Below are 15,148 nucleotides of genomic sequence, written 5' to 3' on the forward strand. Positions count from 1 at the left end.
CAACAACATTTTTAACGGCTTATTTTAATTTGCCGCAGAACTGGCCGCGTGATCCGTTGAGGAATCGGCCACTTTGCACTTTTTAATGGCGCGCGAAGGCGGACTGCATAAGCTACAGGTAAAAGGATTCTTCGAGTGTTCACTCGTGACAACGAAACCGCCACCGCAAATACAACATTCTGTATGCTCTATAATTCCACAATCGATAAACCGTAATAACGTCCATGCGCGTGTTAAACCCAGTACAGGTTTTTCACCCGGAGGCGTCGGACATTGTTCCAGATATAAGCGATAGGCTTTCACCGTGGCTTCAATCGGGCGACAAGGTTCGGTTTTCTGTATATAAAGATGGATGTTATAGAACATAGATGAATGAATATTTTGCTCCCACGCCATAAACCAGTCTTCGGAAAACGGTAACATTCCTTTCGGGGGCGGACATCCTCTTAACTCTTTGTAAAGACGTAATAATCTTCTGCGACTTAAACTGGTTTCACTCTCCAGCATCTGCATACGGGCACCAAAGGAAATCAGCTGCATGGCAATCTGGACTTCTTTGATTTCTTGTAAAATACTTTTTTCGCTCATAACCACATTCTCCATTAATCCATTAATCCGTTAACCTGGTGTAGGGCTGTTCTCCGAGAGTGAGTTAAGCAGATTGGTGGATAAAATGATCCCTGTATGAATTTGCTGTAAGGCTTCGATACGTGAATCTTTCGTCAGGTTATCGATCACAATTTCGTTATCTACGCGCAGGCGACAAATTAACTGGTTGGTAGAGGCCAGTTTTATCAGTTGCGGCAGAGAAAGTTCTTTCAGTGCATCTATCGTTGCTTCAGTCAGCCCGAGGCGAAATCCTGCAGCAAACTTATCTTCTCTGATCAATTGCTGAGCCAGCAGCAGGTAAGAAAGGTTAATGTCATGAATTCTTTGAAGCTGTTCGTCAACGTTGTCTATATTCATTTTTTCGTTACTCGATCCTTTACGGATTGTCGGTGAAAGGACGTTAATTAATTCGTTGAAAATAAATAATTGAAGCTATAGGTTCAGCAATAACTACCACACAAGAAGTAGTAAACTATTGATTATTTTTGTCATTACGACGGCTTTGTCATGATGACAAATAATGACATTTCCCCGGTCAGACTCCGCATTCAACCGGCAACATAAGAGTTGTCGCTGACAAATAGGGACTCCCCATCTTACCTCATATTTCAAAGTAAAAATGGCGCTGGAAATCATTATTTGAATAATAACGGTAATGACCTAAAAGCTCAACGCTTCAGAGCGAAAACCTCACTAAGAATTACTTTATCCTTGATATAAACCCCTATTTAATCGCTATACTATAAAAATTTACAAACGTCCTACATAATATTTAAATCGGGTAGGAAAATTCCTACACGTTTTATTTAAGCGCATCCATTCTGGCGCGAATTCGTTTGATCGCCTGGCTGTGTAACTGGCTAACCCTTGTTTCCGTGATACCCAAGATAATGCCCACTTCCTTCATATTGAGTTCCTGCTGATAATACAAATTCAACAACACCTGCTCACGTTCCGGAAGTTCTTTAATCAGCTGGCTCACTTGTTTCGCCAGCTTGCCTTTCATTAATTCATGTAATGGATTGAGCATCTCATGCTGTGTCCCAGGCTGCTCAACATCACTGACGGATTCTTCCTGTAACTCTTCCAGGGAATAGAACTGGCTGCTGTTAGTATCCACTAACATCTGCTGGTATTCTTCCAGCGAAATCCCCATAAAGGCAGCCACTTCCGCCTCTGAAGCGACACCGCCGGTCTGCTGCTCAATCTCCCGAATGGCGGCAGAAATTTCTCTGGCATTGGTGCGGACCCGCCGGGGAACCCAGTCGCGATCGCGTAATTCATCTATCATCGCCCAGCGCACACGTTGAGTGACATAGGTACTCATGCCGATCCCTTTCTTGGGGTCGAACTGGTCAATGGCCGTCAGCATCCCAATTGCACCAGCCTGAATGAGGTCATCCAGCTCTACGCATGCGGGTAATCTGGCCTGTAACCGTAGTGCTTCGTGACGAACTAAATAACGGTATTTCAACCACAACTCGTCCTTTTGCACCACTCCATCATGGGTGTAAATACCATTCACAATTACGATATCCGGCGTATAAAAGGGATAACAATTATTAAGGAATAATCTGAAATCATATAGCCTGATAAGACCGAATTATATTGCGCAATCCGGCTGTTAAATTTCGATCATCCGCCCGAAATCATCACGCTCTGAATTATCACTACCGATATTTGTAAATTAATTAAAATTATAATCGCTGAGATTGATTTAAAACGTCTCCCATTCTTCTTCCTGTAACGCCGGGATAATTTTGGGTGTCACTTTGTTACCGGTGGTACTGGCCGTATAAGAGGCTGTCTTTATTTTTTGTTCTCCGTCAGCGGTAACGTCCTTCTCATTGAGAGAAAATTTCCCGACGATTTTTTCCAGAGATTCCGTTTGTGCTTCCAGATTACTGGATGCCAGCGCGGCTTCTTCTACCATCGACGCGTTCTGCTGCGTGACATGATCCATTTCATTGACGGCCTGGGCAATCTGATTAATCCCGGCACTTTGCTCATCAGAGGCTGACGCTATTTCACCCATAATATCGGTGACCTGGGTGACGGAATTAACAATCTCCTTCATTACCCTTCCGGCCTGTTCCACCTGCTGAGAACCGGTGCTCATATTATTGACACAGGTGGTGATCAGCTGGCTGATCTCTTTTGCCGCATCCGCACTGCGTTTTGCCAGATTGCGCACTTCACTGGCCACAACGGCAAAACCACGCCCCTGCTCTCCGGCTCTGGCCGCCTCAACCGCGGCATTCAGCGCCAGTATATTGGTCTGGCTGGCAATGCTGTCGATGACATGGTTGATGTCAGCAATCTGCCGGGAGCTTTTGGTGATCTCCTGCATGATCCCATCAAGGTCAGACACCACATTGCCACCTTTGTGCGCGTTACTGCTCGCACCTTCGGCCAGCTGACGCGCGGTATGTGCATTGTCGGCATTATGACGCACGGTGGTTTTCAGCTCTTCCATGCTGGCCGCCGTTTCCTGCAACGCCGACGCCTGTTCCTCAGTGCGGGCAGAGAGATTGTTATTACCCTGCGCAATTTCCTGAGCATTCAGGTAAATCTGTTTAACGCCCTGCTGCACGCCGGACACGGTTTCCGTCAGGGAAAGACGCATACTTTCCAGTTCTGCCAGCATCAGCCCCAGTTCATTCGGATTACCGGTTTCAATTTTCTGACGCAGATCACCGCTGGCAATCATCCTGATCGAACGGGAAGTTTGTTCCATCCGCAGCACCAGCGCGTGGCGCACCCAGATACGGTTGGTCACCGTCACGGCAACCGATATCAGCAGGACAATGACAGCCATAATGATCATGTTGTGATAATCGCGATCCGCCTGATCGATGTATCCCTGGTTCTGCCGGGCTGAAATCGCGGCATAGGTGTCGATTTTATCCCGCAGCGACATGCGCTCATTCCATTCCTGATCCAGCGCGTCAGGTAGCTGAGCCGGGTCAGCGATGTAACGGAGTTTGTCCCGCGACAGGCTGAGCACTTTTTCAAATTGTTTGCTCAGATCACCGGCAGCCTGTTTTTCCTCTTCCGAATTAAACGGCGTCGCCATAAAAGCTTTAATATTGGTTTCCGCCTGCGCGAAAATCCCCTGAACGGTCGTGACTGCCTCAGGATTTACCTGACGATGCAGACTGGTTTCCAGCATCAGGGCGTTCACATGCGCCAGGCCGCCGTTGAGATTAAAGACGGCATGTTGCATCTCAGTGGTGTTGTCCACAGAGGTGGCCATGCGGGCGAAGTTGCTTTTCGCTGACATCGCATTCATCAGACTCAGTCCGGCAATCACCACGATAAACAACGCCAGCGTCGCGATAATGCCGGTAATGCCTGTCGAGATCTTTAATCCTTTAAACATACTGCCCCTCATACGACATCGTAATAACGCAGTGATCGCGCGGATGCTGCCGTTCTCAGTCATGCACGGATTTACATGTTAAAAATATTCATCTTCTGCATGGTCTGGAAAACCATCATTGAGGCATTCAGGCTAAATTCGGCCATTTTTGACTGACTCACCAGCGTGATAAACGTGGAATAATCAGACCCGACAGTCTCTTGCAGGCTGCTTTCCACGTTGATTTGCTGAACCATTGACGTGGCGTTCAGGGCGTCAATTTGCTGAAGATTGGTCCCGACTTCTGCCTGAATCCGCCCTAAATTATCGATGCCTTTTTTGATGGACACGTTCACGCCATCCAGCGTCTTTTGCAGGGCTTCGCGTCCCGCGTCATCGGTAATCGGGGTATTGAGTGCAGCAATGGCGCTGTCGAGCTGGGCAAGCAGGTCGTCCGGCGTTCCGCTCATAAACACGTCACTGCCGGTGTGTCCGACCTGCATTTCCGTGCTGTCAGCCACAATCTGCGTCATGGCCGTATTGCCGCCAATGTAGGTGCCGTCTTTTTCGAACGGCGCGGTTCCGGTGTTATAACCGGCGAAAACGTAGCGGCCATTGCTGTTTTTGGCATTGCCCAGATCCAGCATGTTGTCGCGGATCCCCTGCAGTTCCGTCGCCACCGCCTGACGGTCAGCATCAGACATCGTACCTTTGCCTGCCGCTACGATTTTTTCACTCAGGTTCTTGGTCAGAATATTACCCAGCGAGTTGAGGGTATTATCTTCAAAGTTCAGAGCGTCTTTCGCAAAACCACGGGCCGAATCAAACTGCTTCATATTCGCCAGAGAGTTCTGGTACATGATGGCCTGCGCCGCACCTGACGGGTCATCAGAAGGGTTCAGCAACCGCTGACCTGCGGATAAACGCATACTGATACCGTTAGCGGTATTCATCGAACTGGAGAGGCTGTTGATATTGTTTTGAAACATATACTGAGTGCTAAGGCGCATCACAATCATCCTTAATAGCGTGCCACGCTGCCCGTGACACATTCACGGGTTAGCGGAGACTCAACAGAGTGTCAAAAAGTGTGTTCGCGGCCTGCAACACTTGTGCATTGGCCTGATAATACTGGGTGTACATCTGGATCTTGACCGACTCTTCCATCAGATCCACGCCGGAAACCGACTGCTTTTCGAATTCGATAGCGGCGGTGGCTTTGGACGTTGTTTCGTTATCTGCCTTAAGCGCGGTCATGGAAGAACCGACGGAGCTGACCAGACTGGAATAGGCTTCGGTGAGCGTGCCGTTGCCAATCAGCGTTTCGGTCTTGATCGCCAGCATATCCTTGATGTTTTCGTTATTGCTCTCTTCGCCGCTTTTACTCGATGCTGCGATCTGGTCGCCTTTGGTAATAGCCACGCTGAGCTTTCCGGCCGCGCCCGCTGTCGGGTTCATCACGAAACTGTCACCCGGCTGAGGCGTTCCCTGCGGTTTGATGGACACCCCTTCAAACTCCAGTTCGCCGTTAGTGCCGACAGTCGGGTTGATGGTTCTGCCATCTGCCGTGGTCACTTCCCAGTCGGTATCGTTCGGGCCTTTGAAGGTTAAGGTGTAATCCTCTGACTTCACTTTGCTGATATCGGAGAAGGACACGTCCAGCGAGCTGTCGCCGGTATTTCCACGGTTTGCCAGTGCGGTCGGGTCAGCAATATTGAAGATGTTACCGCCCGGATTGCCGTCGAGATCGAACCCTGCGGCATTGACCTCGTTGAAGCGGTTAGCCATTTGCAAAGCCAGCTGGTTCAGCTGGTTACGGGCTTCGACCAGATCTTCATTGCGGAATTTAAATAATCCGCCCAGCTTGCCGCCGCTCATTTTGTCTTCATCAAGCAGCATTTTGTTGCCTGAAGCATCGACGTAAGCCACAACCGTTTTGGAAGGATCTTCAGCGGAAACCGACGCTTCAAGCGCGTAAGAGCGGTTGCCGTTCACCAGCGGCATACCGTTGGACAGCGTCACGTCCACACGACCCGTGGTGGTGTTTTCGTTGACCTTGATGCCCACCTGCGTGCTCAGGCGTTCTAACAATGCATCGCGCTGATCGAGCAGATCAGCCGGAAGATCGCCGGTGCGTCCGTGGATCTTGGCGATTTCGTCATTGAGTTTTGCGAGCTGTTTGGCATCGGCGTTGATGTCAGAAACACTCTGAGAAATTTGGGTGTTGGTGCTTTTTTCCAGCCCGTTGAGGGTATTGCTCTTGGTATTGAACTGGTAAGAAATCGCCTTGAACTGGGATAAAGCTCCCTGACGCGCAGCCTGACTGACCGGATCGGCGCTCATTTCCTCAAGCGATTTAAAGATGCTGTTCAGCGATGTGGAGATGTTGCTGGTGTCATCACCCAGCATATTATCAATCTGGGTCAGCTGCTGATAACGCCCGACCTGGCTTGATGATTCTGTGTACGCGCCGCGCAGCTGGTTATTCACAAATCCGTTATAAGCGCGCTGAACGCCATTCACCTGAACCCCGTAACCGAAGTAGCCGGAACCGGTGGTTCTGCCGCCCGCTTCGCCCAGAATAATACTCTGTCGGCTGTAGCCTGGCGTTAAGGCATTGTTCATATTGTTGCCCACGACATTCATCGCTGCCTGTGCTGAGCTGAGCCCGCTCTGAGCCAGATTAAAAAGATTCATAAATCACCAACATTGTGTTCTTGGCTAAAGTTGTTAGCGCCTTTGTCCAGAATTATTCTCTAGGAAAATTCGCACCTGTTTAATCTATCGGTACTTCGAAAATAAACTAAAACGCCGAAAGCTAAAAAATTGAAGAAAGATCGGTTTTATAGGCATTCACGCCCTGACTGATATTTCCTTTCACCTGATTAATGATGTTGATCAATTTTTTCGCATACGCCGGATCGGTGGCATATCCGCCTGACTGCAGGGCGTGCGCCGCCCTTTCCGGTGAGCCGGAACGCGCAACATTTTGATAACGTGGATTATTCGTCAGAAGAGACGTGTAATCGGCCAGCGCTTCAGAATAAGACGGATATACGCGAAATGCGGCTTTGACCTTTTGCGCCGTGCCGTTGACAAACTCGGTGGTGGTTATTTCTGTCGATTCACCTTTCCAGTCCGGCGTGGCTTTTATTCCGAATAAGTTATGACTTGGTTTACCATTTGTTGTGGTAATTTCTTTATTTCCCCAGCCTGACTCCAGCGCCGCCTGGGCAATAATCAGCTGATGCGGAATACCACTTTTCTTTGCCGCCGCTATTGCGGGTTCAAGCATCCGGGAAATAAAGTGGCTGTTTTTCTCTGTTCCCCGGGAATATTGCGCCGCGCTCAGGCTTTCAGATGTCATCTGCTCAGACCGGCTCAGCGGGACGCGGGACGCATACCCGCCGCCGTTGAGCACATAAGGTGCCGGAGCAACACCGGGTGTATTCGTCACCGGCGTCACTTCTCCCCCCATTTGTCTGACCATCAGGTCGGCAAACCCCATTTTGCTTTGCGAGGCAATGTCCTGAGAGATCTGCTGGTCATACATGGAGGTGAACATGTCCGACTGCTGGCTGTTCAGCAGGCCATCCTTAAAAGAGGCGTCGCGCATACTTTTAAGCATCATCTGGATAAACATGCCTTCCATCTGCTTAGCCGCCGCTTTGATCCCTTCTTGCGAATTACTTTTAACTTCGCGCTTCAGGGCATCAAGGCCGCGGACATCAAACGCCGCCCCGGAAGTCAGCGGTGAGCTGCTCATCAGTTGGTCTCCAGTTTGGCACGCAGACAACCGGCACTTTTCATCGACTGCAAAATCGACATCAGATCGTTAGGCGTCGCGCCCAGGCTGTTCAGCGCACGGACCACGTTATTGAGATCAGCACTGGTGTTCACCCGTTGCAGCGAACCATTTTGCTCACGTACGGAGATCTGCGTATTCGGTGTCACCACCGTCTGACCGCCGCCGAAAGGTGTATCCGGCTGACTGACCTGATTGGTGCGCGAGACTTCGACAGTCAGATCACCCTGCGCCACCGCACAAGCGTCCAGCGTCACATGGCGGTTCATCACCACCGAACCGGTGCGGGAGTTGACGATCACTTTGGCATCCATAATGCCGATACGGATCGGGATGTTCTGCACATCGGCCAGGAAGCGCACTTTGGCGGCACTGCCGGACGGGGCAAACAACTTCACGGTGCGCGAGTCTTCCGCGACGGCGGTTGAACCCCCGAAACGGCGGTTAATCTCATCACTGATCTGCTGGGCGACGGTGAAATCATCATCATTAAGTTGCAGGCGCAGCGTATTTTCCTGAGCAAAACTGGCCGGCACTTCACGTTCTACCGTGGCGCCGCCGCTGATGCGCGCGCCGTTAAGCTGATTGGTCTGCACACGGCTGCCCCCGCTTTGCGCCCCCGCACCGGAGACCAGTAAATTCCCCTGCGCCAGCGCATAAATTTGGTTATCTACACCCTTGAGTGGCGTCATTAATAATGTGCCGCCACGCAGGCTTTTCGCGTTACCCAGCGAAGACACCACCACATCGATTTTCTCGCCCGGACGTGCGAAAGGAGGCAAATCAGTGGTCACCATCACAGCCGCCACATTTTTCAGCTGCATGTTGGTACCTGCGGGCACGGTGATCCCCAGCTGGGACAACATATTGCTCAGGCTTTGGGTGGTGAAAGGCGTTTGCATGGTCTGGTCGCCGGTGCCGTCAAGGCCGACCACCAGCCCGTAACCCATCAGGGAATTGCTGCGAATACCCTGAATCGACGTTAAATCGCGAATACGCTCTGCCTGTACATTCTGCGGCATGATGAAAATCAGGCCACAGAACAGTGTCAGGCACAGCGAGAGAAATGAAGTTTTCATAACTGTCGTCTGTTAACCATTAATAAGGGGATAAATTCAGGAACAGACGCTGCAACCAGCCCATCTGTTGCGCTTCGTTGATGTAGCCGTTACCGACATATTCGATGCGGGCGTCCGCCACCTGAGTGGAGATAACCGTGTTACTGCTGCTGATGGTTCGCGGGTTAACCACACCGGAGAAACGGATGAACTCCGTTCCCTGATTGATGGCGATTTGCTTCTCGCCCACGACTTTCAGGTTGCCGTTTTCCAGCAGTTGCTGAACGGTGACGGTGATCGTGCCGCTGAAGGTGTTTTTCGCCGCAGCGCCGCCTTTGCCGGAGAAATCATTTTTGCCACTGATCGAGGTCGCTGCGCGGTCACCGCCCAGTAAACCGGCCAGCATACTGGGCACAGCATCAACAGAAAGGTCGGTGGATCCGCCACGGTTGGCATTGGCCGAAGAACTTTTGCTGGCGCTGACATTTTCCTGCAGCACAATGGTCAGCGTGTCGCCCACGTTGCGGGGTCTGCGGTCTTCAAACATCGGCTGATAGCCGTAGCTCATCGCCTGCCCGGTTTGAAATACAGACCCGTTAGCGGTAGTGGTGGCTGCCGCCGCCGGACTGGCGGTCGTGACGCCATCGACTAAAGGTTTGTGAGGAAGATAAGCGCATCCCGTCAGAAGCAACGTCAGCGCACCGGCCACGATCAGCTGGCTGGCGGCACGTGTGCGGTTCGGCAACAGGACGGGATACAGAGAAGAAAGCTGGTTTTTCATTTCATCCACTACAGGCTTAAGCAGCCATAAAGCGGCCCCCGTCTGCAGGACAGAGGCCGGGCGTATGGGTGCTTTGAGGCTTCTAAATACGATTAAGGTTTAAAAACGATTCAGGCTTAAACAGGAGTCAGGTTTAAACAGGATTCAGGTTTAAACAGATTTAAAGTTGTGTGAGGCGTTGCAACATCTGGTCGGACGTTGAAACGGCTTTACTGTTAATTTCGTAGGCTCGCTGAGTCTGGATCATGTTGACCAGCTCTTCCGCCACGTTAACGTTTGAGGTTTCGACATAGCCCTGTTTCAGGGTGCCGCCCCCGTTCAGACCGGGCGTTGTTTCATTCGGCGCGCCGGAAGCCTGGGTTTCGCGGTAAAGGTTTTCACCGATACTTTCCAGACCGGAATCATTGATGAACGTGCTTAACGTCAGCTGCCCGACCTGTTGCGGCGCAGTCTGTCCCGGTACGGTGACGCTCACGATGCCGTCCTTGCCGACGGTCAGGGTGTCAGCATCTTGCGGAATGGTGATCGCAGGCTGAACCTGATACCCGCTGGCGGTGACCAGCTGACCGTTCTGATCAAACTGGAATGACCCGTCGCGGCTGTAACCGGTGGTGCCATCGGGCAACAGCACCTGGAAGAACCCGTGACCTTCGATCGCCACATCCTTACTGTTATTGGTTTGCGTCAGGCTACCCTGGCTGTGAATACGCTCGGTCGCCACGGGACGAACACCGGTACCTAACTGCAAACCGGAAGGAATGGTGGTCTGCTCGGAAGACTGAGCACCGGGCTGGCGCAGGGTCTGATAAAGCAAATCTTCAAACACCGCACGCTGGCGTTTGAAACCGTTGGTGCTCACGTTTGCCAGGTTATTGGAGATGACATCCATGTTGGTCTGTTGTGCTTCAAGACCTGTTTTGGCAATCCATAAAGAACGGATCATGCTGAATTTCCTCTTAGCCCATGCTCAGTAGCTGGTTAGCTTTCTTTTCATTGTCATCCACTGCACTGATGACTTTCATGTTCATATCAAAGCCGCGCGCGGTCGCAATCATGTCCACCATCGATTTGGCGGGATTGACGTTGCTGCTTTCCAGCGCGCCCGGGATCAGCTGTAAATCAGGATCCGCAGGGAGCTGAGCCAGCCCGGCGTTTGGCGATTGTGGAGAGATATGGAACAACCCGTCATCGCCGTGCGTCAGATCCTGAAGGGGTGAATTCACCATCTTCAGCCTGCCCACCTGCGCCAGCGCGGTCGGTTCATCACCGGCACCGAGTGCGGTGATCGTCCCGTCCGGCGCAATGGTCAGCTCAGACTGCGGTGGCACGTTAATCTGGCCACCGTCGCCGAGAACCGGCATTCCTCTGATGCTCAGCAGACCTTCGCTGTCGACGGCAATATTGCCCGCGCGGGTGTAAGCCTCAGTGCCGTCCGGCAAGGCGACCGCCAGCCAGCCATTTTGTGGCAGGGCAACGTCGAGATTGCGTCCGGTCTGGTTGATGGCGCCCATCGAATCGTCGTGGTAAGGCGTGGATTCCGTCACCAGCGTACGGGTGGCGACGGACGGACCATTTACCGGCACGGCGCGGAAAGCCGCGAGCTGTGCCCGAAATCCGGTCGTGGTGGCATTCGCCAGGTTATTTGACGTGACGGCCTGACGGTTGAGGGCGGCATTTGCCGCGCCCATGGCGGTATATATTGCGCGATCCATAGCAGCAGCCTTTAGCCCAGATTAGCCAGGATCTGAAGGAGTTCAGACTGGGTTTTGATGGTCTGCGAGTTGGACTGATAGTTGCGCTGATAGACGATCATGTTGACCATCTCTTTGCTCAGATCCACGTTGGAAGACTCAAGGCGGTTACCCAGCAGGTTACCCAGATTCCCGGTACCGGCCACGCCGGTAGAAGGCTGACCGGATTCCGGCGTTTCTGCCCAGGTGTTGTCACCTTTGGACGTCAGACCGCCCGGGTTGGTGAAGTTTGACAGCACCACCTGACCGATCAGCTGTGACTGACCGTTGCTGTAGCTTGCAATCACCTGACCGTTATCACCGACCATATAGCCGTTCATCATACCCGGCGCGTAACCGGTGGTGGTCGGGCTGCCCATGTCCGTATCCGACGCCTGCTGGGTCATTCCGTCCATATCCAGATCGAAATTCAGCGGTGCGCCGCCGTTATAACCGGCACCCTGAATGCTTAATTTCGCCGGGTTGGTGGTCAGCTGACCTGCGGTATCGAAAGATAAACCGAGTTCCTGATAGACCGGCTCACCCTGATCATTCAGATTTGGCGAGGTGGTATCACTGGAATAGGCTTTCCATTCGTTGTCACCGGTTTTGACGTAATACACGTTAATGGTGTGCTTGTTACCGAGGCTGTCGTAGGCATCCAGCTGAGTGACGGAGTTGTAGCTTTTATTATCCGCAGGGTCGAACGGGTTAGCGGTCTGATCGATGACCTTGCTGCCCGAATCCAGGTTGCCTTTCAGGGTACCGGCGTCAGAAGCGCGCGCGGGCATCTGACCATTTGGGATCTGAATCGGGCCGACAGCCGCACCCGGCTGAATGGCTGGCGGGTTTCCGGTGGCCTGATAACCGGTCAGGAACATGCCCTGGTTGTTGACGATATAACCGTTTTCGTCCTGTTTGAACTGTCCGTTACGGCTGTAGAAAATGCTGCCGGATTCACTGGCCAGACGGAAGAAACCGTTGCCCTGGATACCCATATCCAGATCACTGTTGCCCATCCCGAGTACGCCATCGCTGAAGTTCTGGTTTACTGAGGAAACCTGTACACCCATACCGATTTGAGAACCGGCAAAGACATCAGCAAACGCAATGGAGCCGGATTTGAAGCCCACTGTCTGGGAGTTCGCAATGTTATTACCGACCACATCGAGGGCCTGAGAAGCTGCGGTTAATCCGCTGAGACCTTGTGAAAAACTCATTGTTATTCTTCCTGAACACTAATAAATGAAATATGAAGACCTGATCACTCAATCAAATACACTTTGCCAATCGGCGCGGTTCCGTCCAGCCCCAGCTGGAGCTGAGCGCCGCCATTGGTGAAGGACACACTTTCAACGGTGCCTTTTTTCAGTGACGTGACTTTTGGCACACTGCCGTTTTCGTTGGAGGCGGTGAAAGTCACCTTAAAGATGCTGGTCTCATCAACGGTCGGATCGGAGGGCTTAAAGTTATCCAGATCGTCCAGTGAATACTTATTGGGACCGGCTTTTGCCCCTTTCACATCCGCGGTATAGGCGTTGCCCTGCTCATCCGTCAGGGTGACGGTCACCTTGTCGGCATCCGAATCGAGGCTGAAGCCGAAATCTTTATTCCCGCCTTCTTTGTTGGAAACGGTCGAATCGCCTTCGATATACACGGTGCGTCCGACCCATTGCGCGGCGTTCATCTGTTGCATGCTGTTGACGATCAGACCCACGTCACCCAGGGTGCTGTTAAGCTTCTCGACGCCCGCGGCGGTGTTAAATTGCGCCAGCTGAGAGGTCAGCTGGTTGTTATCCATCGGATTAGTGGGATCCTGGTTCTGCATCTGCGCAACCAGAAGTTCCATGAAACTCTGCGACAGGTCAGCCGCGCTGCTGCCCGTGCCTGTCGACGTCGGGGAAGATGAACCATTATTCATTACCGGTGAAACAGCCATGGCGTTGTCCCTTATTGGCCCAGCGTTAATGTTTTCAACATCATCGATTTGGCCGTGTTCATCACTTCAACGTTGGCCTGATAACTGCGGGAGGCAGAAATCGTGTTCACCATTTCATTAACCACATTCACATTGGGCATGCGGACATAACCCTTAGCATCCGCCAGCGGATTTGACGGCTCATACACCAGACGATCCGGCTCATTACTTTCCACCACATCGCTGACGCGAACGCCGCCAATTTCCTGACCCGGCGCACTGTTCACCTGAAATACCACCTGACGGGCGCGGTAAGGCTGACCATCCGGCCCGACGACGCTGTCGGCGTTGGCCATATTGCTGGCGCTGACGTTCAGACGTTTAGACTGGGCCGCCATAGCGGAACCTGAAATATCAAAAATACTCATCGTAGACATGACAATAATTAACCCTGGCCAATGACACTCATCATGCCTTTAATTTGCCCACCCAAAACGGTCAGGCTGGTCTGATATTTCATGTTGTTATCAGCAAAACTGATACGCTCACGATCCATATCAACAGTATTTCCATCAGCACTTGGCTGATCGGGAATACGATAAAGCAGCTGTCCGTTATCTATTGCTGGTGCCACAGCGGGAATATGCGATCCTGACGTTAATGACAAGGTCAGAGGACCCTGTGCCGGCGTATTTCTTTCCACCGCACTTTTTAACTGTTCAGAGAAATCAATATCCCGGGCTAAATATCCCGGCGTATCGGCATTAGCAATGTTAGAAGCCAATATATTCTGACGTTGAGTCAGTAAGCCCAGCGCTTCCTGCTGGAAACGTAGCGCATTATCGAGTTTATCAAGCATGAAGAAACAACCCTCTGCCTTATGAAAATTAACTCATACATTCTATTGGCGAATGATTCAATTTTATACTGTGATGATATGACAAAAATAAGCGCATTTAGCGGGATGGATTTTTCGTGCTTATTTTCACAAAGCAATCCATTAAATTGGCATCACAAATTCGCGCATTTAACACGTTAATAAACGCAATTTCTGGCTTATACTTTGAGCCGTCAAAAGTTGTTGGAAAAGGGATCCGCCCTGCGTTATATAATATAAGGTCAGTACACATCATGTTTTTCCCCCGCCCTCTTTATACTGCGGCAATTTCATTATTAAGCCTTATATTTTATTTATCCGCTTTTGATGCCATTGCCGCTACGCCGTCTGTTGAGACGCTTAAAACACACATTACTGCGCTGGTGAATAGCCATAATGAAAGACCGTCGGACAGCGCCATTACCCGCACCATAAAGATTCTGACGCCCGCTGAACAACTGTCATCCCTTTGCGCTACGCCGGAATTATCCGTAGCAGGCAACAACCGGCGTCTGACCGGGAATAAAAGCATCATTGCGCAGTGCGGAAACAAACGTAAATTTATTCAGATTTCAGTGCAGGCGCAGGGAACCTGGTGGACGGCTCGTCACGGGATTAAACCCGGCAGCGTGATTGATGCGAATGATATTGAGCCGCGCAGCGGATCGCTGGACAGACTCCCCGCTGGGCTGATTTTCGACCGGGAGAGCATTGTCGGCCAGACCGCCACGCGCACTATCAATAAAGGCCAGCCGGTGGTGGAAAATCAGCTCCGCAAAGGCTGGTCTGTGGTTTCCGGCCAGGAAGTGGACGTGTTAGCCACCGGTGAAGGGTTTCAGATCCGCATAAAAGCCAAGGCGCTGGACAGCGCCGCAGCAGGCCAGCCGGTGAGACTGAGCACACGTTCAGGGCAAATTGTGACCGGTACGGTGACCCCGGACGGAAAAGTGCATATTAATTTAAAAGAATAGCTTTAGTTATTTTGGCAGCCACCGATATTTTAGATATA

General features: G+C 51.5%; 16 protein-coding genes. 1 reads left to right on the forward strand and 15 read right to left on the reverse strand.

From position 1 onward, the window contains the following. Positions 1 to 24: 24 nt before the first annotated feature. From flhC to flgB, 15 genes are all read right to left on the reverse strand, one after another. Positions 25 to 588 (reverse strand): flagellar transcriptional regulator FlhC, encoded by a 564-nt coding sequence (gene flhC, locus CKQ54_RS21720; protein WP_112287689.1) that lies wholly within the window; start codon positions 586 to 588, stop codon positions 25 to 27. Positions 589 to 618: 30 nt separating this feature from the next. Beyond that, positions 619 to 966: a flagellar transcriptional regulator FlhD gene (gene flhD / locus CKQ54_RS21725; RefSeq protein WP_369920668.1), complete on the reverse strand. Its 348-nt coding sequence runs from the start codon at positions 964 to 966 to the stop codon at positions 619 to 621. A gap of 445 nt (positions 967 to 1,411) precedes the next feature. Next, positions 1,412 to 2,134: an RNA polymerase sigma factor FliA gene (locus CKQ54_RS21730; protein ID WP_120163772.1), complete on the reverse strand. Its 723-nt coding sequence runs from the start codon at positions 2,132 to 2,134 to the stop codon at positions 1,412 to 1,414. A 192-nt stretch (positions 2,135 to 2,326) separates the two neighbouring features. Continuing rightward, entirely contained in the window at positions 2,327 to 3,991 is a 1,665-nt protein-coding gene (locus tag CKQ54_RS21735; protein WP_120163771.1) for a methyl-accepting chemotaxis protein, read from the reverse strand. 71 nt (positions 3,992 to 4,062) lie between these two features. After that, on the reverse strand, positions 4,063 to 4,980 hold the full coding sequence (flgL, locus tag CKQ54_RS21740) for a flagellar hook-associated protein FlgL (protein ID WP_120163770.1): 918 nt from the start codon (positions 4,978 to 4,980) through the stop codon (positions 4,063 to 4,065). A gap of 49 nt (positions 4,981 to 5,029) precedes the next feature. Beyond that, complete coding sequence (flgK, locus tag CKQ54_RS21745; protein WP_120163769.1) at positions 5,030 to 6,667, reverse strand: flagellar hook-associated protein FlgK; 1,638 nt, start codon at positions 6,665 to 6,667, stop codon at positions 5,030 to 5,032. Between the two features lie 121 nt (positions 6,668 to 6,788). After that, entirely contained in the window at positions 6,789 to 7,736 is a 948-nt protein-coding gene (flgJ, locus tag CKQ54_RS21750) for a flagellar assembly peptidoglycan hydrolase FlgJ (RefSeq protein ID WP_113877434.1), read from the reverse strand. Then, positions 7,736 to 8,797 (reverse strand): flagellar basal body P-ring protein FlgI, encoded by a 1,062-nt coding sequence (locus CKQ54_RS21755; RefSeq protein ID WP_244220277.1) that lies wholly within the window; start codon positions 8,795 to 8,797, stop codon positions 7,736 to 7,738. The genes flgJ and CKQ54_RS21755 overlap by 1 nt, the downstream gene beginning before the upstream one ends. 76 nt (positions 8,798 to 8,873) lie before the next feature. Then, entirely contained in the window at positions 8,874 to 9,614 is a 741-nt protein-coding gene (locus CKQ54_RS21760; RefSeq protein ID WP_120163777.1) for a flagellar basal body L-ring protein FlgH, read from the reverse strand. A 160-nt stretch (positions 9,615 to 9,774) separates the two neighbouring features. After that, a complete protein-coding gene (gene flgG, locus CKQ54_RS21765) occupies positions 9,775 to 10,557 on the reverse strand; it encodes a flagellar basal-body rod protein FlgG (RefSeq protein ID WP_120163767.1) in 783 nt (260 codons plus the stop codon). 13 nt (positions 10,558 to 10,570) lie between these two features. Further along, on the reverse strand, positions 10,571 to 11,326 hold the full coding sequence (locus CKQ54_RS21770; RefSeq protein WP_120163766.1) for a flagellar basal body rod protein FlgF: 756 nt from the start codon (positions 11,324 to 11,326) through the stop codon (positions 10,571 to 10,573). 11 nt (positions 11,327 to 11,337) lie between these two features. Then, positions 11,338 to 12,564 carry a flagellar hook protein FlgE gene (gene flgE / locus CKQ54_RS21775; RefSeq protein ID WP_113877431.1) on the reverse strand — a complete coding sequence of 409 codons (1,227 nt, stop codon included), beginning with the start codon at positions 12,562 to 12,564 and terminating at the stop codon, positions 11,338 to 11,340. A gap of 44 nt (positions 12,565 to 12,608) precedes the next feature. Beyond that, on the reverse strand, positions 12,609 to 13,283 hold the full coding sequence (locus CKQ54_RS21780) for a flagellar hook assembly protein FlgD (RefSeq protein WP_120163765.1): 675 nt from the start codon (positions 13,281 to 13,283) through the stop codon (positions 12,609 to 12,611). Positions 13,284 to 13,294: 11 nt separating this feature from the next. Further along, a complete protein-coding gene (flgC, locus tag CKQ54_RS21785; RefSeq protein WP_112287700.1) occupies positions 13,295 to 13,699 on the reverse strand; it encodes a flagellar basal body rod protein FlgC in 405 nt (134 codons plus the stop codon). Positions 13,700 to 13,707: 8 nt separating this feature from the next. Beyond that, positions 13,708 to 14,121 carry a flagellar basal body rod protein FlgB gene (flgB, locus tag CKQ54_RS21790; protein WP_112287701.1) on the reverse strand — a complete coding sequence of 138 codons (414 nt, stop codon included), beginning with the start codon at positions 14,119 to 14,121 and terminating at the stop codon, positions 13,708 to 13,710. A 272-nt stretch (positions 14,122 to 14,393) separates the two neighbouring features. Here flgB and flgA point away from each other — a divergent pair, with 272 nt between their 5' ends. Further along, the gene (gene flgA / locus CKQ54_RS21795; protein ID WP_120163764.1) at positions 14,394 to 15,110 is read left to right on the forward strand and encodes a flagellar basal body P-ring formation chaperone FlgA; all 717 of its coding nucleotides are present in this window, start codon (positions 14,394 to 14,396) and stop codon (positions 15,108 to 15,110) included. Positions 15,111 to 15,148 lie beyond the last annotated feature (38 nt).

Origin of the sequence: Rahnella variigena (assembly GCF_003610915.1) — a bacterium.
Taxonomy (GTDB): Bacteria; Pseudomonadota; Gammaproteobacteria; order Enterobacterales; family Enterobacteriaceae; genus Rahnella; species Rahnella variigena.